Here is a 22,406-nt window from a genome sequence, read left to right as displayed (position 1 = left end):
CTCCCATGGCACGTCTGCTCTACCGACTCGGCTTCGGCGCGCACCGGCGCCGCCTGGTCGTCGTCCTGCTGTGGCTGCTCGTGCTCGGCGGCACGGCGTTCGGCGCGGTCACCCTGTCCGGCCCGACCTCCGGCTCCTTCTCCATCCCGGGGCAGGAGTCGACCACCGCCCTGGACAAGATCTCCGACGAGTTCGGCACCGGCGGCGGCGCGACCGCGCGAGTGGTCGTGCAGGCGCCGGACGGGCAGCAGGTGACCTCGCCCGAGAACGCCGCGAAGCTCGCCGGGCTGGTGCAAGAGCTGTCCGCGCTGCCCGGCGTGACGTCCGCGAGCAACCCGCTCGACCCGCGTGCGCCGACCGTGAACGCGGACCAGGACGTCGCCTACAGCACGGTCACCTACGAGGCCGCGGTCGGCGAGGTCACCGAGGAGCAGCGCACCGCGCTCTTCGACGCCACGCGGCACGTGAGCGGGCTGACCGTGGAGGCCACCGGTGAGGCCACGCAGGCGCCGCCGCACGTGGGCGGTCCGGCCGAGGTCATCGGCGTGGTCATCGCCCTGCTGGTGCTGGCCGTCACCTACGGCTCGCTCGTGCTGGCGGGCATGAACCTGCTGACCGCCTCCGTCGGCGTCGGCATCGGCGCGCTGGGCGTCACCATCGCCACCGGCTTCATGGACCTGCAGTCCACCACCCCGATCCTGGCCGCGATGCTCGGCCTGGCGGTCGGCATCGACTACGCCCTGTTCATCATCAACCGCTACCGGCAGGAGCTGCGCCGGGGCCGGGACGTGGGCGACGCGATCGGCACGGCCGTCGGCACCGCGGGCTCCGCCGTCGTGACCGCCGGCCTGACCGTGGTCATCGCGCTGGCGGGCCTGGCCGTGGTCGGCATCCCGTTCCTGACCCAGATGGGCGTCGCCGCCGCGTTGACCATCGTGGTCGCGGTCGGAGTCGCGGTCACCCTGGTGCCCGCCGTGCTCGGCTACCTCGGCCGCCGCGTGCTGCCGCGCAAGGAGCGCGACGTGCCTGCCGGCAACGCCGCCGAACCGCGCGAGCGCGGTTTCTTCGGCGGCTGGATCGGCGCGGTCACCCGCAACCGGGTCGTGGCGCTGCTGCTGGCCGTCCTGGGCCTGGGCGCGATCGCCGTGCCGGTGCTGTCGATGGAGACGACCCTGGTCGCGGCCCCGCCGGCCGACTCGAGCCAGGCCCGCGCGGAACGGCTGCTCGCCGAGGGCTTCGGCGAGGGCTTCAACGGCCCGCTGGTCGTGCTGTTCGAGGGCGACGACGCCGCCGCCACCGCGGCCGCCACCGTCGGGACCATCCAGGGCGCGGGTGACGTCGCGCTGGTCACGCCGCCGGTGCCCAACGCCGACGGCACGGCCGCGATGGTCACCGTGATCCCGGAGTCCGGCCCGGCCACGCAGGCCACCGAGCAGCTGGTCACCGACCTGCGCGAACGGCTGGCCGACGTGGCCGGCGCGACCACCTACGTCACCGGTGCCACCGCCGTGAGCGTGGACGTGGCCGTCGCCCTGGACGAGGCCATGCCGGTCTACCTGGCGCTCGTCGTCGGCCTCGCCCTGGTGCTGCTGGTGCTCGTGTTCCGGTCGATCCTGGTGCCGCTGGTGGGCGTGCTGGGCTTCCTGCTCACCATCGGCGCCTCGCTCGGCGCGACGGTCGCGGTGTTCCAGTGGGGCTGGCTGGCCGACGCGGTCAACCTGGACGGCACCGGTCCGCTGCTCAGCCTCACCCCGATCCTGATGGTGGGCATCCTGTTCGGCCTGGCGATGGACTACCAGATCTTCCTGGTGTCCCGGATGCACGAGGCGCACCACCACGGCAAGGCGCCGCTCGCCGCGATCGACACCGGCTTCCGCCAGGCCGCGCCCGTGGTCGTGGCCGCCGCGCTGATCATGTTCTCGGTGTTCGCGGGCTTCGTGCCCGCGGGCGAGGGCCCGATGAAGTCCATCGCGTTCGCCCTGGCCATCGGCATCCTGTTCGACGCGTTCGTGGTCCGGATGGTCCTCGTGCCCGCCGCGCTGGCCCTGCTGGGCGAGAAGGCCTGGTGGCTGCCGAAGTGGCTGCGCCGCCTGCCGACCCTCGACGTCGAGGGCGCCGCGCTGGAAGAGGACCGCGCGGAACTGGCCACCGCGACCCGGTGACCGCCGACGGGTCCGGCTCCGCCCAGGCGCCGGACCCGTCCTGGTTCACACCGACTTCGCCAGCCACTCGTCGAACGTGGTCGGCGCGACGCGGACGCGCTCGCCCGGCAGCAGCGCGTTCCCGGCCATCTCCGGGCCGAACACGCCCGACCACGTCGGCACCAGGCGCACGTCCCGGCCACGCGCCAGGTGCGTGCGCCGCGCCATGTCGACCAAGTCCTGCGTCTCCGGGCCGGCGAGGTCCGCGCAACGCCCCTGCGGCTCGCCGACGGCGACCTCGGCGAGGACGTCGGCCACGTCCTGCGGCGCGATCGGCTGCACGAGCAGCGGCGCGATGGTGGCCACGCCGTCCCGCTCGGTCCAGCCCGCGACCATCTCGGCGAAGTCGTGGAACTGCGTGGCCGGGACGATCGTCCACGGCACGGGGCTCGCGGCGACCAGGCGTTCCTGCTCGCGCTTGCCCGCGTAGTGCACGTTGCCCTCGACGTCCGCGATGCCGACGATCGAGAGCAGCACGTGGTGCCGGACGCCGGCCCGCGCCTCGGCGGCGAGCAGGGTGGCGGTCATCCCGCCGAACAGGCGCACGGTCTCGGCGCGGTCCGCCGCGGGCACGTTGACCGCGTCCACCACCGCGTCGACGCCGGCCAGCGCCGCGTCGAGACCGTCGCCGGTCACCAGGTCCACGCCGTGCGCCCGGCTGACGCGCACGACGTCGTGACCGCCGCGCTCAAGGGCGGCGACGGTGAGGGAGCCGATGTTGCCGGTCGCGCCGGCGACTGCGATCCGCATGACGATCCTTCCGCTTCGGTGCTGTGCGCCGAACCTATCTCGGACTAAATAGATCCGCAATGTCTTGGATAGAATGACCCCGTGAAGCTGCCTGTGAGCACCGAGTGGGTCTTGCACTGCGCCACGACCCTGGCGCAGCTCGAACCGGGCGCCACGGCGTCGGCGGCCCAGCTCGCGGCGTACTACGACCTGCCCGCGCCCTACCTCGCCAAGCAGTTGCAGGGGCTGGTCAAGGCGGGCGTGCTGACCGCGACGACCGGCCCGCGCGGCGGCTTCCGGCTCGCCAGGCCGGCCTCGGAGATCACGTTGCGGCACGTGGTGGAGGCCGTCGACGGCGCGTCCTCGCCGTACGAGTGCCAGGAGATCCGGCAGCGGGGACGGGGCGCGCTGCCCGCCGAGGACTGCCGGACGACGTGCGTGCTCGCCGCGAAGATGGCTGGCGCGCACGAGGCGTGGCGGCGCGCGCTCGACGCGGAGTCGTTGGCCGACGTCGTGGAGTCGTTGCCGCCGGGGGCCGTGGCCCGCACCCGGTCGCTCGTGGCGGCGACGGCAGCCGCCCTCCGGCGGACTCCCTGACCTGATTCGGCCGAACGTCCGCGCGACCACCGCTCCGGCCGAACGGGGACGGTTGCGGCAACAGGCCGACGATTGCGTTATCGGGTTGCGGGCCGCGGCATCGTCCTATGTGGACGCCGACAGTGCACGCGCGGACGTCTTCGGCCGGCTCGACCCGGAGGGGCCGGTGTCCTGACGGCGGCACGACTCGGCGAGACGGACGACCCCGAGGCGCTCGTCTCCGGTGAGCCCGAGCTGGTCACCGGCGACCTGCGTCAGCTCGTGGGGACGCTGCGGGCGATCGCGCCGGCCCGCGCGGACGCGGCCCGCGAGCAGGCCGAGGTGGCCCGCGCGGCGCTGGGCGACACGACGCCGCTGGACCGGGTGCTCGCCGAGGGCTGGCGGTGTTCGGCGACGAGCCCCGCGGGAGGTGGCCGCCACCGTGCCGCCCCGCGTGGTCCGGAGGTCGTGCCGGTGGAGGACGAGGAGCCGGAGCCCGACTGCCGCAGTCGCGACGCCTGGTGGGTCAGGAGCCGCAGACGCAACCGCGGCTGTGGCTCTCGCTGGTGGTCGCGGTGCAGAAGCGCAGCGCGATCCGGTCGTGGGACTCCAGGGGGTGCGGGCACGCGGCGCACCGCGGGGATGCCGCGGCGGTGGTCCCGGCGGCGTCGACCTCGGCCGCGGGGGCGTCGGTCGAGTCGATGGTCGGCAGCACGTGGTTCATCGGACCTGTCCTGTCCGCACCTGCGGAGCACGTCGATCTCCGGGCGGTGCGAGATGGGTCGGGACACCGGCAACTCGTGACTGATGCTCGAACGGTTCCCGCCTACCCCCGAAGGTACACGTCGAGCCGGCTCCGGCCGCCGGCGCGGCCGGATGGACCAGCACGCCGAGCCGATCGCCCCTGGTCGCGGCGGGGATCACCCGAATGCGCCGAACCGGGCGGCCGACGTGCCTGGAAAGTCCGAAGTGGACGGTCATGCGGTGCACTGTGGACAGACCTCCGACCGGCCGACGGGTGGTCCCGGCGTCGTGCCGCCGCCTCGCCCCCGGTCCGGACCAGGCCGGTCCGGGCAGCCGGTTCAACCGTCGGTCCGACGTCGCGCTCGACACGCCCACCGCAACGCTGTGGCGGTCACGGCGCCTCGACGTGTACCGTAGGTGGCATCGGGGCGTTCCTTATCTTCTGAACCCCGAACACCCTCGCGCCGTGCGGGGATCTCCGGACCGGCATCGCCGACCGTGAGCACGCATCGGACGCGGAGAAAGTCGGAAGCACATGTCATCCACGTACCACGACCTGTTCAGCCACCCGGACACGGACCGGCCCGAGGACACGAGCGGCCCGCGCCGCGACGAGCAGCGGTCCTACACCGACCTGTTCCGCGAGCCGGCCGACGTGCCCCCGCAGGGCACCGGCGGCACCGCCTGACCCAGGCACCCCACCCGCCGCGCGCGTCGCGGCGGGTCGCACGGCCGCGCGTCGGGTGACCCCGGGCGCGACCCGTCGAGACTTCGCGCGCGACGGAGAACGCCCCGGCGCCACCCGAACACCGGGGGTTCCCCGTCGCGCCCGTCAGGCCGCGGTCACTCCGCGCGCCACAGCGCGGGCACGTTCGGCGGTTCCCAGCCCGGCTGGGCGAGGTGCCCCTGCAAGCACACGTACCCGACGCCGTTGTGGGTCACGATCGCGCCGATCGCGTAGTTCGTGCCCGCCGCCCACGTGCCACCACCCGGCGACGACGGCGTCGTGCTCGTGGTCGAGGTCGGCCGGGTGGTGGAGCTCTGCGGCACGTTCAGCACGAAGTCGAACTTCGCCTCCCGCCCGCCGCCGACGGTGCGCACCTCCATCAGCAGCCGCGGGTCGAAGATGCTGTCGGTGTTGTTGCGGGGCTCGCCCGGGAAGTACAGCTGGGTGGTGAGCACCGGCCGACCGGGCGCCTGCAACTTCACGTGGATGTGCCTGGTCCGGCCGGGGTAGAGGCCGGGCACGATCGTGGTCAGCGTGAACGTGCCGTCCGGGTTGGTGAACTGGTGGCCGCGGAACCGGTAGCCGCTGTTGTCGTACACGCCGTTGACGTCGGCCTGCCAGAAGTCCATCAGCACGTTGCCCAGCGGCAGGCACGCCAACCCGAACACGTAGCCGGTGACGGTGAGCCTGGTGCCGGGTGTGCCCGCGTCGACCAGCGACGTGCGGCGCGGCGAGTTCGGCTTGAAGTACGGCCCCTCGGTCTGCGCCGGTGTCGGGTCGTCGCCGTCGTCGCACGCCGGCGTCAGCTCCACCGGCTCGCCGTTCGCGCCGACCGTGCGGGCCAGCGCGGGCACGCCCATCATCGCCACCGGCAGCGCGACGCCCGCGGCCACCGCGGCGCGCAGCACCGTCTTGCGGCTGAGGTGGCGTGCGCCCGACTCGTCGACGACGGGTTGTCCGGTCGTGCCGCGGTCGCCGTCCGTGGATGCGTCCATGTCTTCTCCTTCGGTCCGGCTCCTCGTGGGGGCGGCGGGTTCGGGATGCAGACGAACCTACGGACGCGGATCACTCGCGGACGATGGACTGACGCCGTCGTTCGTGGTGATCCTCGCGGTCTCCGTTGCCTCTCGCGCTCACTGTGAACGGCCCGCCGCGCGGCGGAACGCGCCGGGGCTCGCGCCCGCCTCCCGGCGGAAGAACCGGCAGAAGTAGGCGGGATCGTCGAAGCCGACCCGGTTCGCCACCTGCCGCACGGTCAGCTCCGTCTTGACCAGCAGCCGTTGCGCCTCCTGCGTGCGCGCCTGGCGGACCAGCTGCGACGGCGTCCGCCCGGTCGCCGCCTTCACCGCCTCGGTGAGGTAGCCGGGGGTGACGCCGATCCGCTCCGCGTACGCGCGGACGGACCACAGCCGGTGGTCCGTGCGGCCGGACAGCCGGACGAACTCCTCCGCCACCGCGCCGGAGCGGGCGGGCGGCGGTGCGGCCGGTGTCGCGGTCAGCCGGGCCGCGCGCACGACGAGCACGTGCAGCAACGCCCGCAACACGGTCTCCGCGCCCGCTTCGCCGTGCCGGTACTCGTCGTGCAGCTCGGCGATCAGCCGGCCGACCCGGGCGTGCGTCGGCTCGTCCAGCGTCAACCAGGGCCGTTCGCTCAACCGGCGCAGCAGCTCGCGGTCGGCGGGGTGGTCGAGCAGGAAGTCGTCGGTGAACAGCAGCACCGAGCCCTGCAGGTCGTGCGCGCCGTCCCAGTGGTGCACCTGGCCGGGCGCGATCACGCACAGGTGCGGCGGGCGCAGCTCCCAGCGGGCGAGGTCGACCACGTGCGTGCCGGTGCCGCCGGTGACGTGCACGATCTCGTGGAACGTGTGCCGGTGCGGGAACGACGCGCGCGACATCGGCCCGATGGTGTCGAACGTGCCGACCGCGAACGGCGGCGCGCCGGGTGACGGCACCTCGAGCCGGTGCACGGGCAAGTCGCCGTCGCGCGGCGTCCGGCTGGGCATTCCCGGCAACACGGTGGTGCCGCGCATCCTCCTGAGCCCCTCTCCGGTGAAGGTCCAGACCAATCCTGGCACCGACCACCATGGCACGACCGGGCGCGCGGGGGAACGGCGTCGGCGCTCAGTGCCCCTTGGTGGCTCTCACCGCGAACCCCTGCGGCGGCGCCAGGCCCGGACGCGCCGGACCTGGTCCAGTCGTCGTGCCCGGGGTGCCTGCCGCGCTCGTTGCGTTCGTCCTGCTCTCCGAGCCGCCGAGCAGGATGCCGGTGAGCGACGCGCGTTCGTCGGCCATGGCCCGTGCCACGTCGGCGAGCTCGTCGCCCACCACCGGCACGCCTCCTCCGCCGTCCGCCCGCACCGCGCCCAGCACGGCCCGTCGCAGCAGCTCCTTGATGAACGACGCCGTGACGCCCTCGGTCGCCTCGACCACCGGACCCAGGTCGGCCCGCAGGTCGACACCGCGCCCGTACAGCTCGACCAGCCTGCGGCGGCCGTCCGCGTCGGGCCGGGGCACCTCGATGGCCAGGTCGACGCGCCCCGGCCGGTCGGCCAGCGCGCGTTCCAGCTCGTCGGCCCGGTTCGTGGTGAGCACGAACGTGACGTCCGCGTCCGCGCCGACCCCGTCCATCGCGTCGAGCAGCGTGAACAGCAGCGGGTTCGTGGGTCCGGCCGCGACACCGCGGTCCATGGCGACCAGGTCCACGTCCTCCACCACGACCATCGACGGCTGCAACCGCCTGGCCAGAGCCGCCGCCTGGCCGATCAGCCGCATCGCCTGGCCGGTCAGCAGGATGACCGTGCAGTCGGACAACCGGCTCATCAGGTAGCGGACGGTGTGCGTCTTGCCGGTGCCGGGCGGTCCGTGCAGCAGCAGCCCGCGCTTGAGGTGCTGACCGGCCGCGAGCAGCCGTTCGGAGTGCTCGGCGATGCCGACGACGTGCTCCTCGATCGAGTCCAGCACGCCGTCCGGCAGCACCACGTCGTCGGCGGTCAGCGCGGGCCGGGGGAGGAACGTCAGCAGCTCGTTGCCCCGGTGCTCGCTCACCCCGAACGCCAGCACCTGCCGCCGGAACACGTCGTGCTCCCGCATCAACCGCTCGATCTCCCCGCCGACCGCCCGCGCCGCCGCTCGATCGGCCGCGAGGACCTCCAACCGGCAGGCCGGCGGCCCGTAGTCGTTGGACCCGCGGATGCCGACCAGCACGGGCGTGCCGTCGGGCGCGGTCGTCGGCGCCAGGCCGAGCTGGACGACCTCGACGCTGTCCTCGGGGCCCACCGCCGCCGTCGCGTAGTCGGCCGACCCGAGCCCGTAGCCGACCGAGTGCCGTGCGGCCAGGAGCATGCCCATGATGTCCTCGTGGCCGCGGTGCTGCCCACCCACCCCGAACCACTGGGCCTCCGGCGTGTGCTCCGCGAGGTAGGCGTCGACACCCCGCTGGAGGTTGACGTGCTCCCACGCCTCGAACCGCGTGGCGACCGACAGCACCTGCGCCAACTCGCACCCGAGGTGCTCCCGCAACCTCGCGATCAACGGCGCCGCCTCACCGTCCTGCTCGACGAGGTTCGCCGTCAACTGCATCAACCGCCGCAAACTGCTCGCCAGCGCCCTGGCCTCGTCCCCGGAGAGTTCCCCCACACCAACCACCCCCTACCGGCCATCTTCACCCATCCGAGCCGCCCTGTCGCGGGTGGTTCGCGGATGACCCGATGTCCAGATCTGCCGGATTTCACCGCATCGTGTCTGACACGGTGTGGTGGTGCGAGTGGTGGACGACGTCGGCGACGAGTTGAACGCCGACTTCTCGGTGGAGCCGGACGGCGAGCACCTGGCGGTGCTGTTGGAGAGCGCCGGCGGGCGGACGGCGGACGGTGGGGTGCGCAACGCCGACTACCGGCCCGGGTTGGAGGTGCTGCTGGCGCGGTTGGCGGCGATCGACGCCGTGCTGCTCGACGCGCTGGTCGACTCGCGCCAGGTCCGCGGCCTGGCCGAGGACGAGCGCAGGCTCCTCGCCGAGCCGGTGTGGCTGGGCCGGGGCGTCGACGTCTCCGCCCTGCGCCGGCGGCTCACCAGCGGCCAGGGGCGCATCGGGCAGCGGCCGGGTGCGCCGAAGGCGGGCAACAACAGCAAGCGGCTCAGGTTGCGGGTCGACGTGCCGGGGTACCGGACTGCGGACGACCAGCGGCTGGCCCGGGACATCGCGTGGCCTCGACCGCGGCTCGCCGAGCGGTTCCGCGCGCCCGACCTGTTCGCCGCGTTGGAGGACCTGGCCACGCGTCGGCAGGGCGGTGAGGTCGCGTCCGCAGAGCCCTTGGTGCTGACGTGGGCCGTGGGCCGACTCGCGGCCGGGCACGACCGGTTGTTCCCGTGGGCCGAGTTCCGGCCGACGGTCACCGCGTTGTTGCACGAGTTCGGGCAGGAAGGGGCGACGGCCGAGGAACCGTTCTGGCGGCTCCGCTCCGCCGACGCCCTGTGGGAGACCCACGGGTTGACCGAGGAGCCCACGGCGGCGGACGGGTCGGCCTCGGCCGGGTTCACCGAGCAGGCCGCCGAGCTGCTGGCCGATCCCGTGGTGCGCGCGCAGGCGGCCGAGGTGGTGCGGGTCGCCTACCTCGCCGGGGTCGACCACCGGGCGTTGTGGCGGCGGGTGGGTCTGCCGGTCGCCGAGCCGCCCCGGGCGCTCGACGTGCTGCGAGGGCTCATCGGCGTCGAGGTGACGACGGCTTCCGGGCGGACCGCCGAGGTGGTCGAGGTCGGCCCGTCGTCGGCGGTGCTGACCACCGCGGACGGGCAGGTCGAGATCGCGGTGGACGAGGTCCAGGCCGCGCTCGACCGGCTCACGGAGGACGGGACCGTGCCCGTCGGGCAGGACGAGGTCGTGGCCGCCGTGGTCGGGACGGTGGCCGGCGCCGTTGTCCGGGCCGGGCGGGTCGTGCTGCGCGGCGGACGGGCGGTCCGGGACGGGCGCGACAAGCACTTCGCCGAGCTGGACGGCCGGGTGGTCGCGAAGTACCGCAAGGAGCAGGGCGAACTGCGGAAGGTGCTGGTCGGGGCCGCGGCCGAGGCTCCGTGCGCGCTGTGCGGGCGGGTGTTCCCGGTCGAGCTGCTGATCGCGGCGCACATCAAGCGGCGGTCGGTGTGCGACGACTACGAGCGCAACGACCTGCGCAACGTCGCGATGCTCGCGTGCTCGTTCGGCTGCGACCGGCTCTTCGAGGTGGGGTACGTCTCAGTGGACGAGGGCGGAGCGGTGCTGGTCGCGTCGGCCGGCGGCCTCGAACCGCACCTCGAACACCTGCGTGGGCGTGTTGCGGAGGCTTTCCACGAGCGGTCGGCGGGGTACTTCCGGTGGCACCGTCGGAACGTGTTCAAGGGTCGGACCGGAGGGGGTGTCGGAGGGGTCCGTTAGGATCGCGTGATGGCTTCGCAAGAGGTGCTGCGAAGGGTCTTCGGGTACGAGTCCTTCCGCGGGGAGCAGCAGGACATCGTCGACCACGTCGTCTCCGGCGGGGACGCGTTGGTGCTCATGCCCACCGGCGGCGGCAAGTCGTTGTGCTACCAGATCCCCTCCCTGGTGCGCGAGGGCACCGGGGTGGTGGTGTCGCCGCTCATCGCGCTGATGCAGGACCAGGTGGACGCGCTGCGGGACCTCGGCGTGCGCGCCGGGTTCCTCAACTCGACCCAGTTCCCCGACGAGCGCTCGATGGTCGAGGCCGAGTTCCTGGCGGGTGAGCTGGACCTGCTCTACCTCGCCCCCGAGCGCCTGCGCACCGAGCAGACCACCCGCCTGCTGGAGCGTGGCAAGATCGCCCTGTTCGCGATCGACGAGGCGCACTGCGTCTCCCAGTGGGGCCACGACTTCCGGCCCGAGTACCTGGCGCTGTCCCACCTGCACGAGCGGTGGCCGGAGGTGCCGCGCATCGCGCTCACGGCGACCGCCACGCGGGCCACGCACGCCGAGATCGCCGAACGCCTCAACCTCGGTGACGCGAAGCACTTCGTCGCCAGCTTCGACCGCCCGAACATCCAGTACCGGATCGTGCCCAAGAACGAGCCGAAGAAGCAGCTGCTGGAACTGCTGCGCACCGAGCACGAGGGCGACGCGGGCATCGTCTACTGCCTCTCGCGCAACTCGGTGGAGAAGACCGCCGAGTTCCTCACCCAGAACGGCGTCGCGGCCCTGCCGTACCACGCGGGGCTCGACGCGGGCACCCGGTCGCGCAACCAGTCCCGCTTCCTGCGCGAGGACGGCCTGGTGATGGTCGCCACCATCGCGTTCGGCATGGGCATCGACAAGCCGGACGTCCGGTTCGTCGCCCACCTGGACCTGCCGAAGTCCGTGGAGGGCTACTACCAGGAGACGGGCCGCGCGGGCCGCGACGGGCTGCTGTCCACCGCCTGGCTGGCCTACGGCCTGCAGGACGTCGTCCAGCAGCGCAAGATGATCGACGACTCCGAGGGCGACCAGCAGCACCGCCGCAAGCTCATGGCCCACCTCGACGCGATGCTCGCGCTGTGCGAGACGGTCGAGTGCCGCCGCGTGCGGTTGCTGGAGTACTTCGGCCAGTCCGGCAAGCCGTGCGGCAACTGCGACACCTGCCTCGCGCCGCCGGAGACGTGGGACGGCACGGTGGCCGCGCAGAAGGTGCTGTCCACCGTGGTGCGCCTGCGCAACGAACGGCGGCAGAAGTTCGGCGCGGGCCAGACGATCGACATCCTGCTCGGCCGCAAGACCGCGAAGATCATCCAGCACGACCACGACCAGCTCAAGGTCTTCGGCATCGGCACGGAGCTGAACGAGAGCGGCTGGCGCGGCGTGGTGCGCCAACTCCTGGCGCAGGGTCTGATCACGGTCGAGGGCGAGTACTCCACGCTCGTCGTCACGCCCGCCAGTGACGAGGTGCTCTACCAGGGCCGCAAGGTGCTGATGCGGCGCGAGGCGGAGCGCGCGCCCAAGGTCAAGACCGCCAAGGCGGCCAAGAGCGCGCCGGTGGACCTGCCCGCCGAGGCCGCGCCGGTGTTCGAGAAGCTGCGGGCGTGGCGGACGGTGCAGGCCAGGGAGCAGGGCGTCCCGCCCTACATCATCTTCAACGACGCCACGCTGCGGCAGATCGCCGCGACGACACCGGCCACGTTGGACGAGCTGAGCGCGATCAGCGGCGTCGGCGAGAACAAGCTCGCCAAGTACGGTCAGCAGATCCTGGACACGTTGAGCGCATGAACGAGCTCCGCGCCGACTGCACGCGCTGCTTCGCCCTGTGCTGCGTGGTGCCGTCGTTCGCCAAGTCGGTCGACTTCGCGATCGACAAGCCCGCCCGCACGCCGTGCCCGAACCTGCGCGACGACTTCCGCTGCGGCGTCCACACCGAACTGCGGGCCACCGGGTTCACCGGCTGCACGGTGTACGACTGCTTCGGCGCGGGCCAGCAGGTGGCGCAGGTGACGTTCGGCGGCACGAGCTGGCGTGACGACCCGGCGTCGGCGCGCACCATGTTCGACGTGTTCCCGGTCATGCGGCAGCTGCACGAGCTGCTCTGGTACCTGACCGAGGCGCTGGACCTGGCGCCGGCCCGCGCGCTGCACCCCGCCGCGCGCGAGCTGAAGAAGACGATCGAGGGCCTGACCACCGGCACGCCCGAGGACCTGCTGGGACTCGACGTGGGCCCGCACTGGGAGCGCGCGAACGCCCTGCTGCTGCGCGCCAGCGAGCTGACCAGGGGCAAGGGCAAGAACCGCCGGGGCGCGGACCTGGTCGGCAAGGACCTCAAGGGCGCGAACCTCCGCGCGTCCACCCTGCGCGGCGCGTACCTCATCGGGGCCAAGCTGATCAAGGCGGACCTGCGGCTGGTCGACTTCATCGGCGCGGACCTGCGCGGCGCCGACCTGTCCGGCGCGGACCTAACCGGCGCCTTCTTCCTCACCCAGCCGCAGGTGGACGCCGCCAGGGGCGACGGGACGACGAAGCTGCCGAAGTCCGTGACCAGACCGGCGCACTGGGTACGTCGACAGGCGTAGGCGCGGGAGCCGCCACCGGACCGACGCGGTGACGGCGCGCGGCGCGTCACGCTACGCGCCATGAGAACCGCCGGAACGACCGCCAGGACCGGGAACGGCCTGAAACCCAAGGCGCGCAAGACCTGGCTGCTGCTGCACGTCATCTCGTCCGTCGGCTGGCTCGGCGTCACGATCGGGATGCTCGTGCTCGCGCTGGCGGCGTTCGACGCGCCGCCGCTCTACCAGGCGATGGCACTGCTCGGCGACCTCGTCGTGCTGCCGCTGGCGCTGAGCGCGCTGGTCACCGGCGTGGTGCTGTCGCTGGGCACGAAGTGGGGCCTGGTGAGGCACCGGTGGGTGCTGGTGAAGTTCGTGCTGACCGTCGTCGCCGTCGTCGCCACGACGTTCTCGCTGCGCTCGGGCCTGCACGAGGCGGCGGACGGCGTCGTCGGCACGGCGGGCGGCGACGTGCTGGCGGCGGCGTGCGTGTCGCTGGCGCTCTACACGGTCAACACGGTGCTGTCGGTGTTCAAGCCGTGGGGCCGGACCCGGTGGGGCTGAGCTCGGCGCGCCTGCGCTCGACGCTCGTCGCCAGCCCGGCCGGGTCGCACTCGGCGAGGTGGTCGCGGACCAGGTCGTGCGGGAACCGGTGCCCGTCCACCAGCAGCACCCGGTCCCGCGCGGAGTGCAGGATAGCCTTGCGGCGCAACGGGAGCTCGTCCAGCGCGAGCGGCCGGGCGAGCAGTTCGGCGACCGGGTGGAACGGCCGGTTCGCGATCGGCGTGACGACCAGCCCGACCAGCAGCCCGGTCACCGCGCCCGTCGCGGACAGGCCGACGTCGGCGCCCACGAGCGCCGCGAGACCCACCCCGACCGCGCCCGCCGCCGGCAGCCAGCGCAGCCCGCCGGCCGGCCGGACCCGCACGCCGGACCACACCTCGCGCAGGCCGCCGACGAACGCGCCCGCCACCGCACCCGTGCCGAGCCCGATGCCCAACCCGGCCAGCAGGTCCGCCGACGGTCCCGTCACCACCATCGCGCCGGCGGGCACGAGCGCGCACGCGACCGCCCAGTACCGATCGCGCGTGTTGCCGTACGCGACGAGCAGCGAGACCACGACGACCACCCCGTACCCGACCGCCGCGGGCCACCGCGCGACCTGCGCGCCGAGCACCCCGCCGAGGGCCGCCACGGCACCGGTCGCCACCGCGCCGGCGACGAAACCCGTTGCCGCCCAGACGTTCCCCCGGCGCGGGTCGCCGCGCGTCACCCGGAACGCGCTGCGCGGCGCCAGGACCGTGGCCACGGCGGCGACCGCCGCCGGCACCAGGCCGAGCCGCACGCCCACCACGAAGCACAACGCCACCGCCGCGCCCGCCAACGCGGCCGGCGCGGCCCGCCGGAACAGCCGCCACACCGCGTCCGGGCCGACGAAGTCCAGCCAGACGTGCCGCGCGGGCAGCCGTGACCGGGCCAGCAGGTCGCGCTTGCGCCGCGCGATGAGCGCCAGGAACCGCAACGCGCGCACCGTCCGGTCCGGACGCGTCGCACCCCGTGCCGCCGACTCCACCACGTAGGTGTCCAGCACGCCCCGGAACTCCACCCGCCCGGCCCGGTACGCCAACGCCAGCAGGCCGAACGCGAGCGGCGTGCGCAGCTCGTCCCACAGGTCCGGGTTCTTCCCCAGCTCGTCCTGCAAGCCGTCCAGGCGCGGGCCGCAGGCGGCGATCAGCTCCTGGACCGCGGTGCGCGACAACGGTTCCACCCGCACGACGTCGAACCGCGGCAGGTGCTCGTGCTCGTCGTTCGCGGTGCACAGCACGACCTGCGGCACGTTCAGCGCGGTGATCCAGGCCAGGCACTCGACCCGGTCGGCGGGAGCCAGTCCGTCCAGCCCGTCGAACAGCAGCACGAGGTTGCGCTCCCGCAGCCACGCCCGCCCGACCCGCGCCGCGATCCGGTACCGGTCGGCGAGCGCGCGCAGCAGCCACGCGTCGAAGTCGTCGTCCCGCCGCCACCCGCCGAGGTCCACCACCACCGGCACCGGCTGGACCGGGTCGAGCGCGGCCCGCGCCAGCAACGCCCCGGCCAGTTCGAGCAGCAACGTCGTCTTGCCCGAGCCCGCCTCGCCGGTCACCACCACCGGGTGGCGCACGCGCGTCGACAGGCGCGGTCCGACCCGCGGCACGACGCCGAGCTTGAGCCGCAGCTGTTCGGCCAGCGACCCGTCCACCCGCGCCCGCACGAACCGCTCCACCCGGTCCAACGCCGCCCGGCGGTTGGCGGGGTGCGCGGGACGCCTTCGCACGAGCAGCGCGCTCAACCGGCCCCAGGCCGCGAGGCACGCGGTGAGCGCGGACAGCACGACCAGCGCCGGCCACAGCCAGCGCGCGTGCGGGCCGAGCACCGGCAGCGCCGACCCGCCGGTGGCGGCGTTGATCGCGACGGGGACCAGCACGAGGCACGTCACCCCGCCGACCGCGGCCAGGGCGACCAAGCGGGCGGTGCGGCCGAACCGTCGCGCGTCCATGTGCCCTCCCACCAGGTCGCGACCGACGGTAACGGCGTTCGGGGCGCGGGGGTAGGCGAGTTAACGTGGTCGGCCGGTCACCGTCGGTGCCCACCTTCCACAACGTGAAGTGGACGGACCCGGTTCAGCCGGTGAGGAAGTCCACCAGGAGCCGGTTGACCGCGGCGGGCTGTTCGAGGAACCCGAAGTGGCCCGCGTCGGCCACTTCCTCGTACCGCGCGCCCGGGATTGCGTCGGCCACCTCGCGGGCGAGGTGGCAGGGCAGGACCCGGTCGTCGGCGAAACCCACCACCAGGCACGGCACGGTGATGGCGCGGTAGGCGTCGAGCCGGTCGTCGAAGTCGTTCATCTCCATCTGCGCCCGCACGCCCTCGCCCACCGCCGACCCGGTGAACTCGAACACGTCCAGCCAGTCCTGTGCGACGACCGGGTCGCGCAGCGTCGCGGGCGACAGGTTCAGCACCGCGTCCACCGCCGCGAAGTAGCGCGGTGGCAACGTGATCCCCTGGTCGTGCAGCGCGCGCTCGCCGTGCGACAACGCCGACTGCACGGGGTCGTTGCGGCCCGCGGTCGCCAGCAGCACGGCCTTGGCCACCAGGTCCGGCCGGGCCAGCGCGAGCTCCTGCGTCACCCGCGCGCCCATGGACGTGCCGACCACGTGCGCCCGGCCGCCGAGCGACTCGATCAACGCCGCCACGTCGCCGACCAGGTCGTCGATCCTCATCCCGGCCGCGCACTCGTCCGTCGGCGGGATGCCCCGGTTGTCGACGGTCGCCACCCGGAACCCGGCCTCGCGCAGCGCGGGCGCCTGGTGCGCGTGCCACACCCGACCCGGGCTGCCGGTGCCCATCACCATGACGACGAGGTCGCCCTCGCCCTGCACGTGGTAGCTGAGGTTGATCCCGTTGAGCGCGACGACCGGCATGGCCCGCAGATTACTGATCGGCTCCGCCCGGCCGCCATCACCGTGCGGAAACGCTTCGAGCTCGCGTCGGGCAGGACGTAGGTTGACCCCATGAGGCGAGTGATCCTGTCCGGTTCCACGTTCGAAGAGCAGATCGGCTACGCGCGGGCGGTGGTCGACGGCGAGTGGGTGCACGTCTCCGGCACCACCGGCTTCGACTACACCGCCATGACCATCTCCGACGACGTGGTGGCGCAGGCCGAGCAGTGCCTGGCGAACATCGGCGCGGCGCTGGCCGAGGCGGACAGCGGCTTCGCCGACGTGGTGCGGGTGACGTACTACCTGCCCGACGCCGAGGACTTCGAGCCGTGCTGGCCGGTGCTGCGCGCCGCGTTCGGCGAGGTCCGCCCGGCCGCGACGATGCTGGAGTGCGGCCTGGCCGACCCCAGGATGCGCATCGAGATCGAGGTCACCGCGCGTCGGCAGGACCGATAGCCCGGGCGGCTGTGTGCCGGCTCACGCCGCGGTGGATTGAAAGTGACACCGGTGTCAGGTTCGACCATGCGGTATGCGATTCGCCAAACCTCGACCTGACGCCGCCGCCCGATCCGCTGCCGGGTCCGACAGCGCTGCCCGGTCCGGCGTCGACACCGGCACGGCCGCCGAGCCCGACACCGCGCCGCCTGCCCAGCCCGTGGCCGGGGGCGGGAAGCTGCCGTTGCGGCCCTTGCTCGCGCTGGCCACGGCCGCGTTCATCACCGTCCTGACCGAGGCGCTGCCCGCCGGCGTGCTGCGCGGCATGAGCGAGGGCCTCGGCGTGAGCGAGTCCGCGACCGGCCAGCTGGTCACCGTCTACGCGATCGGCACGGTGGCGGCGGCGATCCCGCTGTCCGCCGCCACCTCGGCCTGGCCGCGCAAGCGCTTGCTGCTGGTCGGGGTGGCGGGGTTCGCGGTCGGCAACACCGTCACCGCCGTGTCCACGGCCTTCCCGGTCACCCTGGCCGCCCGGTTCGTCGCCGGCGTGGCCGCGGGCGTGGTGTGGGCGCTGCTGGCCGGGTACGCCCGCCGGGTCGCGCCCGACCACCTGCGCGGCAAGGCCACCGCGCTGGTCATGGCCGGTATCCCGGTCGCGTTGTCGCTCGGCGTGCCCGCCGGCACGTTCCTCGGCGGCGCGCTCGGCTGGCGTGCCGCGTTCTGGGCGATGACCGGGCTGGCCGTGGCGTTGACCGCCTGGGTGGTGGCGGTGGTGCCGGACCGGCCCGGGCAGCCGCGCGGCGGTCGGATCCCGGTCGCGCGGACGCTCGCGCTGCCCGGTGTGGCGCCGGTGCTCGCCGTGACGCTGGTCTTCGTCCTCGCGCACACGATCCTCTACACCTACGTCGCCGCGTACCTGGCGCGGCTCGGCATGGCCGACCGGGTCGACGCGGTGCTGCTCGTGTTCGGCGTGGCGTCGGTGGCGGGCATCTGGGTCGTCGGCGCGCACATCGACCGCCGCCTGCGCGCGTTGATGATCGCCGCCGCCGTGCTGTTCGCCGTGGCGGTCACCGTGCTGGCCGCGGATCTCGCCACCGCGCCCCTGGTCTACGTCGCGGTGGCGTTGTGGGGCCTCGGGTTCGGCGGCGTGCCGACGCTGCTGACGACGGCGGCGGGCGACGCGGGCGGCGAGGCCGCGGACTCCGCGCAGGCCCTGCTGGTCACGTTGTGGAACGCGGCCATGGCGGGCGGCGGCGTCGCGGGCGGCCTGCTGCTCGACCGGCTCGGCGCGGGCTCGCTGCCGTGGAGCGCGCTGGTGCTCCTCGTGCCCGCCCTGGCCGTGGTCGTCGCCGCCCGCGCGCACGGGTTCCCGGCGGTCCGGCGGTGATCAGCGCGGGCCGTGCTCGGACCACTCGATGGCGGGGCAGCGGTCCATGACCACGTCCAGCCCGGCGGCCGTGGCCCGCTCGTACGCCGCTTCGTCGATCACGTCGAGCTGGAACCACACCGCCTTCGCGCCGATCGCCACCGCCTCGTCGGCGAACGCGCCCGCCGCCTCGGACCGGCGGAACACGTCGACCACGTCGACCGGGAACGGGATGTCGGCCAGCGTCGCGTAGCCCTGCTCGCCGTGCACGGTCGGCGCGTCCGGGTGCACGGGCACGATCCGCTTGCCGCGCTGCTGGAGGAACTTCGCCACGCCGTGCGCGGCGCGGTGCGGGTGGTCGGCCAGCCCCACCACGGCCCACGTCTCCCCGCCGGCGAGGACGCGGCGGATCTTGTCGGGGTCACCCCACGGTTCGGTCATGGCACCAGCCTAGGACGGGTCGACGGGAAGGGGGACGGGCTGACGTGAAGAGCTTTCGCGTTTACCCTGTGACCTGTCCGCCGCCGCGGAGCCTTCGAGAGGACTTCTTGATGCGCGTCACCCGATCAGTCCTGGTCGCCACGCTCGTCGCCTCCCTGGCGGCACCGCTCACCGCCCAGGCCGCGCCCGCCGACGGCGTCTACTACGTGCAGAGCGTCACCACCGGCCTGAACGCCAGCGCCTCGGGCACGTCGGTGCTCCAACGCCGGCCCAAGGGCGACGAGGACCGCCAGCGGTGGACCCTCGTCGGCCGCACGCTGCGCGAGGGCGCGCAGTGCCTGGGCCGCCAGGGCGACCAGGCCGTGATGTCGTCCTGCGACAGCGCCGACGCGCAGTGGGACGTGCTGCCCGGCGGCGACCTGCCCGGCGGCGACCGCCACCGGCTCAAGGTGCCCGGCGCCGACCGCTACCTGATCGCCGTCGGCACGGACCAGGTGCGGATCGGCGCCGGGGCCGACCTCTGGTACCTCACCCCGGTGTCACCCCGGCGGGCGCCGGCCCCGCCGGAGGGTCAGCGGCGGCTGGACCAGGTCACCTTCCTCACCGCGCACAACGCCTACGCCAACGGCGTGGACGGCGGTTTCGCCCCGCCGTTCGTCAACCTCGCGCCCAACCAGGCCCGCGGTGTCGAGCAGCAGCTCGGGGACGGCGTGCGCGGGTTCCAGCTCGACGTCCACCAGACGCCGGACGGCGCCATCCTGTGCCACAACAGCTGCACGTGGGTCAGCCGGCCGGTGGCGCTGTGGGTGGACGTGCGGCGGATCGTGGACTTCCTGCGCCGCAACCCGACCGAGTTCGTCACGATCTTCCTGGAGGACTACGTCCCCGCCGAGGTGCTGCGCGCCGAGCTCGCCCGCGTCGACGGCCTGGCGGACGTCCTGTTCCGCCCGGACCAGGCCGGCGTGCGGGAGAACGGCTGGCCGACCCTGGACGCCCTGCGCGCCACCGGCAAGCGGCTCATGATCTTCACCGACCGCGGCCGCTCGGGCGACTCGCCGCAGCGCGACACCTTCGGCGTGATGTACCAGTCGGAGTGGACGGTGGAGAACCACTGGTCGATGGGCTCGGGCCTGGGCACGTCGGACTGGTCCTGCCACAGCCGCTGGAGCACGCCGCTCACCCGCACCGAGCCCGGCTTCCGGCCGCTGTTCGTGATGAACCACTTCCGGGACGTCCCGATCACCGGGACCGCGACCACCGACAACGGCAAGCTCGCCGACCGGGCCCGCCGGTTCTGCGAGCCGGCCGCCCGCAAGACCCCGACCTACCTGGCCGTGGACCACTACCACCTGGGCGACCCGATGGCCGCGGTCCGCGCCCTGTCCGGCGAGCGCTTCCAGCCCTAGGCCGCCGGTCGCGGCAGCCCGCAGCCGGGGGCGGTCAGGTCCACCCGACCGCCCCCGGTCAGGCACGGCACGATCTGGAAGGTCTGCTGCCCGTACCCGATGCCCTGGCGCACGGTCACCTCACCGGCCGCGTCGACCTCGCACGGGTTGTTGTCCGTGCACCGCTCGCCGTCCTCGTTGCCGGTGTTGTTGACGGCCACCACCTTGCCGGTGGCCACGTCCACCACGGGCGAGCCGGACGTGCCGCCCCTCGTGCGGCAGTCGGCGGTGTAGCGCATCGAGTCGTGCCAGGTGTACCGGCCCTCGCGCAGCCGGTACGCGTACCCGTCCACCTCGCACGCGTAGACGTGCCGCCAGTAGCCGGACACCACGCCGATCGCGATGCCCGCGCCGGGGTGCTCCGCCGACAGCTCCAGCGCCCGGCTGCCCATCGCCTCGACGTCGGCGTAGGTGGCCGTGAGCCGGTACAGCGCGACGTCGGTGCGGGACATCGTGGCGTAGACCAGCGAGGACGCGCGCAGCTCGCCGAGCGAGTCCTCGCCGGAGCTGTCGAGCAGGGTGAACTCCCGGTCCGCCGGTTGGTCGACCACGACCTCCTCGGACTCCAGGAACCGCACGCAGTGCCCGTTCGTCATCACCAGCGCCGGGTCCGACGGCTGGTGGGCGGGCGGCCGGACCACCGCGCCCGAGCAGCCGCGCATCGACACGGTGCCGGTGAAGTCGAGCTCGACGCGCGCGGGAGCCGACGGGGCGGCGAGCGCGGGTGCGGCGGACGCGGACAGCACGAGTGCGGTGAGCACCGCTACCAGGTGGCGCATGGGCGTTGATCCAATCAGCCGCCACCGCGTGCCGCACGCTCGTTCACCCGATGGTGCGGCCCGGCGCGAACCGGCGCCGGTGCGCGCCGGCGACCGGCTCCCTAGTGCGCATTGCCCTGCGGTGCAAGGACATCGCGGTATGAGCCCGCACACCGAACGCGCGTCTTTGACGCCCTCCGACGGGTGGCCGTAGCTTGGGAAGACGACTCCATCGGTGATGGAGCGAGCGGGCAGGGGGCTCCTGCATGACCTCCGCACACACCGATCCGGTCGCGTACCCCTTCCACAGCGGCGACGGGCTCGGGCTCGACCGGGCGTACGCGCGGGCCCGGGACGCCGACGGCCTGATCCGCGTCCGGATGCCGTTCGGGGAGGAGTCCTGGCTCGCCACCCGGTACGACGACGTCCGCCTGGTGCTGGGCGACCGGCGGTTCTCCCGCGCGCGGGCCAAGGAGCACGACGAGCCGCGCCTGTCCCCGGGCAGGCTCACCAGCGGCATCCTCGCCCTCGACCCGCCGGACCACACGCGGTTGCGCACCTTGGTGTCCAAGGCGTTCACCGCGCGCCGGGTCGAGGGGCTGCGCCCGCGCGTCGCCGACCTGGCCACCGCGCTCATCCGCGAGATGGAGCTCATCGGACCGCCCGTCGACCTGGTGGAGCACTACGCGCTGTCGATACCGGTCGCGGTGATCTGCGAGCTGCTGGGCGTGCCGGTCGCCGATCGCCCGGAGTTCCGCCGGTGGACCGACGGGCTGCTGTCCACCAGCGGGCTCGACACCGAGGACTTCGACCGCAACCGGGGCGAGCTGCGCGACTACTTCGCCGAACTCGTCGCGCGACGCCGCGCGCACCCCGCCGACGATTTGGTGAGCGCGCTGGTCGAGGCGCGCGACGTGCACGACCGGCTCACCGAGGCCGAGCTGGTCGACCTGTCCCTCGGCCTGCTGGTGGCGGGCCACGAGACGACCGCCAGTCAGATCGCCAACTTCGCCTACGCCCTGCTGGTCGAACCGGAGCGGTGGCGGCGGCTGGTCGCCGATCCCGGGCTGGTGCCCGGCGCGGTGGAGGAACTGCTCCGGTACGTGCCGGTCGGCGCGAGCGCGGCGTTCCCCCGCTACGCCACCGAGGACGTGGAGGTCGGCGGCACGCTGGTGCGGGCGGGCGAACCGGTGCTGTGCGCCCTCAACGCCGCCAACCGCGACCGGTCGAGGTTCGACGGTCCCGAGGACCTGCGGCTGGACCGTGAGGTGGAGCAGCACCTGGCGTTCGGCCACGGCGCGCACCACTGCCTGGGCGCGCCGCTGGCCCGGCTGGAGCTGCGGGAAGCGCTGCACGCGCTGCTGCGCGACCTGCCCGGCCTGCACCTCGCGGGCGAGGTGGTGTGGAAGACCCGGATGCTGGTGCGCGGCCCGCGTTCGATGCCGGTCGGCTGGTGAGGTTCCCGCCCGGCAGGCGGGGGAGCGGGACGAGCGCGGACCTCCGGCGTTCCGTCACCTCA

General features: G+C 73.7%; 20 protein-coding genes. 11 read left to right on the top strand and 9 right to left on the bottom strand.

Annotated elements, in window-relative coordinates:
- The first annotated feature begins 5 nt into the window (after positions 1 to 5).
- Complete coding sequence (locus ACQPYE_RS32260; protein ID WP_498716844.1) at positions 6 to 2,162, top strand: MMPL family transporter; 2,157 nt, start codon at positions 6 to 8, stop codon at positions 2,160 to 2,162.
- A gap of 45 nt (positions 2,163 to 2,207) precedes the next feature.
- On the opposite strand, the gene ACQPYE_RS32255 is transcribed toward ACQPYE_RS32260, so the two are convergent.
- Positions 2,208 to 2,951 carry an SDR family oxidoreductase gene (locus ACQPYE_RS32255; RefSeq protein ID WP_498716843.1) on the bottom strand — a complete coding sequence of 248 codons (744 nt, stop codon included), beginning with the start codon at positions 2,949 to 2,951 and terminating at the stop codon, positions 2,208 to 2,210.
- 81 nt (positions 2,952 to 3,032) lie between these two features.
- Here ACQPYE_RS32255 and ACQPYE_RS32250 point away from each other — a divergent pair, with 81 nt between their 5' ends.
- Entirely contained in the window at positions 3,033 to 3,527 is a 495-nt protein-coding gene (locus tag ACQPYE_RS32250; protein ID WP_498716841.1) for an RrF2 family transcriptional regulator, read from the top strand.
- A gap of 505 nt (positions 3,528 to 4,032) precedes the next feature.
- Here ACQPYE_RS32250 and ACQPYE_RS32245 read toward each other — a convergent pair.
- Complete coding sequence (locus ACQPYE_RS32245) at positions 4,033 to 4,230, bottom strand: RGCVC family protein (RefSeq protein ID WP_498716840.1); 198 nt, start codon at positions 4,228 to 4,230, stop codon at positions 4,033 to 4,035.
- Between the two features lie 555 nt (positions 4,231 to 4,785).
- On the opposite strand from ACQPYE_RS32245, the gene ACQPYE_RS32240 reads away from it, so the two are divergent.
- Entirely contained in the window at positions 4,786 to 4,938 is a 153-nt protein-coding gene (locus ACQPYE_RS32240) for a hypothetical protein (protein ID WP_498716839.1), read from the top strand.
- Between the two features lie 155 nt (positions 4,939 to 5,093).
- Here the strand turns inward: ACQPYE_RS32240 and ACQPYE_RS32235 are convergent, their stop codons facing one another.
- The 3 genes from ACQPYE_RS32235 to ACQPYE_RS32225 form a co-directional block, all read right to left on the bottom strand.
- Positions 5,094 to 5,972 (bottom strand): dioxygenase family protein, encoded by an 879-nt coding sequence (locus ACQPYE_RS32235; RefSeq protein ID WP_498716835.1) that lies wholly within the window; start codon positions 5,970 to 5,972, stop codon positions 5,094 to 5,096.
- 138 nt (positions 5,973 to 6,110) lie between these two features.
- A complete protein-coding gene (locus ACQPYE_RS32230) occupies positions 6,111 to 7,007 on the bottom strand; it encodes a helix-turn-helix domain-containing protein (RefSeq protein WP_498716832.1) in 897 nt (298 codons plus the stop codon).
- 91 nt (positions 7,008 to 7,098) lie between these two features.
- A complete protein-coding gene (locus tag ACQPYE_RS32225) occupies positions 7,099 to 8,613 on the bottom strand; it encodes an AAA family ATPase (RefSeq protein WP_498716830.1) in 1,515 nt (504 codons plus the stop codon).
- 121 nt (positions 8,614 to 8,734) lie between these two features.
- On the opposite strand from ACQPYE_RS32225, the gene ACQPYE_RS32220 reads away from it, so the two are divergent.
- From ACQPYE_RS32220 to ACQPYE_RS32205, 4 genes are read left to right on the top strand one after another with little or no spacing between them, the layout of a single operon-like run.
- Positions 8,735 to 10,384 carry a phosphorothioated DNA-binding restriction endonuclease family protein gene (locus ACQPYE_RS32220; protein WP_498716828.1) on the top strand — a complete coding sequence of 550 codons (1,650 nt, stop codon included), beginning with the start codon at positions 8,735 to 8,737 and terminating at the stop codon, positions 10,382 to 10,384.
- Positions 10,385 to 10,393: 9 nt separating this feature from the next.
- The gene (gene recQ / locus ACQPYE_RS32215) at positions 10,394 to 12,196 is read left to right on the top strand and encodes a DNA helicase RecQ (RefSeq protein ID WP_498716826.1); all 1,803 of its coding nucleotides are present in this window, start codon (positions 10,394 to 10,396) and stop codon (positions 12,194 to 12,196) included.
- Positions 12,193 to 12,990: a pentapeptide repeat-containing protein gene (locus ACQPYE_RS32210; RefSeq protein WP_498716824.1), complete on the top strand. Its 798-nt coding sequence runs from the start codon at positions 12,193 to 12,195 to the stop codon at positions 12,988 to 12,990. The genes recQ and ACQPYE_RS32210 overlap by 4 nt, the downstream gene beginning before the upstream one ends.
- Positions 12,991 to 13,050: 60 nt before the next feature.
- On the top strand, positions 13,051 to 13,530 hold the full coding sequence (locus ACQPYE_RS32205) for a hypothetical protein (protein ID WP_498716823.1): 480 nt from the start codon (positions 13,051 to 13,053) through the stop codon (positions 13,528 to 13,530).
- Here ACQPYE_RS32205 and ACQPYE_RS32200 read toward each other — a convergent pair.
- The gene (locus ACQPYE_RS32200; RefSeq protein ID WP_498716821.1) at positions 13,499 to 15,499 is read right to left on the bottom strand and encodes an NACHT domain-containing protein; all 2,001 of its coding nucleotides are present in this window, start codon (positions 15,497 to 15,499) and stop codon (positions 13,499 to 13,501) included. The two genes, ACQPYE_RS32205 and ACQPYE_RS32200, sit on opposite strands and share 32 nt — an antisense overlap.
- 124 nt (positions 15,500 to 15,623) lie before the next feature.
- Positions 15,624 to 16,424 (bottom strand): alpha/beta fold hydrolase, encoded by an 801-nt coding sequence (locus ACQPYE_RS32195; protein WP_498716818.1) that lies wholly within the window; start codon positions 16,422 to 16,424, stop codon positions 15,624 to 15,626.
- Positions 16,425 to 16,514: 90 nt separating this feature from the next.
- Between ACQPYE_RS32195 and ACQPYE_RS32190 the strand changes: the two genes are divergently transcribed.
- Positions 16,515 to 16,898 carry a RidA family protein gene (locus ACQPYE_RS32190; RefSeq protein WP_498716817.1) on the top strand — a complete coding sequence of 128 codons (384 nt, stop codon included), beginning with the start codon at positions 16,515 to 16,517 and terminating at the stop codon, positions 16,896 to 16,898.
- A gap of 73 nt (positions 16,899 to 16,971) precedes the next feature.
- Positions 16,972 to 18,264 carry an MFS transporter gene (locus ACQPYE_RS32185; protein ID WP_498716816.1) on the top strand — a complete coding sequence of 431 codons (1,293 nt, stop codon included), beginning with the start codon at positions 16,972 to 16,974 and terminating at the stop codon, positions 18,262 to 18,264.
- Here the strand turns inward: ACQPYE_RS32185 and ACQPYE_RS32180 are convergent, their stop codons facing one another.
- Positions 18,265 to 18,684, bottom strand: a complete 420-nt coding sequence (locus ACQPYE_RS32180; RefSeq protein WP_498716815.1) for a CoA-binding protein — start codon at positions 18,682 to 18,684, stop codon at positions 18,265 to 18,267.
- 110 nt (positions 18,685 to 18,794) lie between these two features.
- Between ACQPYE_RS32180 and ACQPYE_RS32175 the strand changes: the two genes are divergently transcribed.
- Entirely contained in the window at positions 18,795 to 20,090 is a 1,296-nt protein-coding gene (locus ACQPYE_RS32175; protein WP_498716813.1) for a phosphoinositide-specific phospholipase C-related protein, read from the top strand.
- On the opposite strand, the gene ACQPYE_RS32170 is transcribed toward ACQPYE_RS32175, so the two are convergent.
- Entirely contained in the window at positions 20,087 to 20,908 is an 822-nt protein-coding gene (locus ACQPYE_RS32170) for a S1 family peptidase (RefSeq protein WP_498716811.1), read from the bottom strand. The two genes, ACQPYE_RS32175 and ACQPYE_RS32170, sit on opposite strands and share 4 nt — an antisense overlap.
- A gap of 245 nt (positions 20,909 to 21,153) precedes the next feature.
- Between ACQPYE_RS32170 and ACQPYE_RS32165 the strand changes: the two genes are divergently transcribed.
- The gene (locus tag ACQPYE_RS32165; protein WP_498716809.1) at positions 21,154 to 22,344 is read left to right on the top strand and encodes a cytochrome P450; all 1,191 of its coding nucleotides are present in this window, start codon (positions 21,154 to 21,156) and stop codon (positions 22,342 to 22,344) included.
- The last annotated feature ends 62 nt before the right edge of the window (positions 22,345 to 22,406 follow it).

The organism is Actinosynnema sp. CA-299493 (assembly GCF_050946825.1).
In the GTDB taxonomy this organism is placed as follows: Bacteria; Actinomycetota; Actinomycetes; order Mycobacteriales; family Pseudonocardiaceae; genus Actinosynnema.
The sequence above is the reverse complement of the archived record's forward strand: the minus strand, read 5'-3'. Positions and strand labels throughout refer to the sequence as shown.

Excerpts from the sequence above, each read along its gene's own strand:
- ACQPYE_RS32180 (WP_498716815.1), bottom strand. The coding sequence starts at position 18,684 with ATGACCGAACCGTGGGGTGACCCCGACAAGATCCGCCGCGTCCTCGCC.
- ACQPYE_RS32175 (WP_498716813.1), top strand. The coding sequence starts at position 18,795 with ATGCGCGTCACCCGATCAGTCCTGGTCGCCACGCTCGTCGCCTCCCTG.
- ACQPYE_RS32235 (WP_498716835.1), bottom strand. The coding sequence starts at position 5,972 with ATGGACGCATCCACGGACGGCGACCGCGGCACGACCGGACAACCCGTC.
- ACQPYE_RS32240 (WP_498716839.1), top strand. The coding sequence starts at position 4,786 with ATGTCATCCACGTACCACGACCTGTTCAGCCACCCGGACACGGACCGG.
- ACQPYE_RS32190 (WP_498716817.1), top strand. The coding sequence starts at position 16,515 with ATGAGGCGAGTGATCCTGTCCGGTTCCACGTTCGAAGAGCAGATCGGC.
- ACQPYE_RS32260 (WP_498716844.1), top strand. The coding sequence starts at position 6 with ATGGCACGTCTGCTCTACCGACTCGGCTTCGGCGCGCACCGGCGCCGC.
- ACQPYE_RS32255 (WP_498716843.1), bottom strand. The coding sequence starts at position 2,951 with ATGCGGATCGCAGTCGCCGGCGCGACCGGCAACATCGGCTCCCTCACC.
- ACQPYE_RS32205 (WP_498716823.1), top strand. The coding sequence starts at position 13,051 with ATGAGAACCGCCGGAACGACCGCCAGGACCGGGAACGGCCTGAAACCC.
- ACQPYE_RS32230 (WP_498716832.1), bottom strand. The coding sequence starts at position 7,007 with ATGCGCGGCACCACCGTGTTGCCGGGAATGCCCAGCCGGACGCCGCGC.
- ACQPYE_RS32195 (WP_498716818.1), bottom strand. The coding sequence starts at position 16,424 with ATGCCGGTCGTCGCGCTCAACGGGATCAACCTCAGCTACCACGTGCAG.
- recQ (WP_498716826.1), top strand. The coding sequence starts at position 10,394 with ATGGCTTCGCAAGAGGTGCTGCGAAGGGTCTTCGGGTACGAGTCCTTC.
- ACQPYE_RS32165 (WP_498716809.1), top strand. The coding sequence starts at position 21,154 with ATGACCTCCGCACACACCGATCCGGTCGCGTACCCCTTCCACAGCGGC.
- ACQPYE_RS32185 (WP_498716816.1), top strand. The coding sequence starts at position 16,972 with ATGCGATTCGCCAAACCTCGACCTGACGCCGCCGCCCGATCCGCTGCC.
- ACQPYE_RS32210 (WP_498716824.1), top strand. The coding sequence starts at position 12,193 with ATGAACGAGCTCCGCGCCGACTGCACGCGCTGCTTCGCCCTGTGCTGC.
- ACQPYE_RS32245 (WP_498716840.1), bottom strand. The coding sequence starts at position 4,230 with ATGAACCACGTGCTGCCGACCATCGACTCGACCGACGCCCCCGCGGCC.
- ACQPYE_RS32200 (WP_498716821.1), bottom strand. The coding sequence starts at position 15,499 with ATGGACGCGCGACGGTTCGGCCGCACCGCCCGCTTGGTCGCCCTGGCC.
- ACQPYE_RS32170 (WP_498716811.1), bottom strand. The coding sequence starts at position 20,908 with ATGCGCCACCTGGTAGCGGTGCTCACCGCACTCGTGCTGTCCGCGTCC.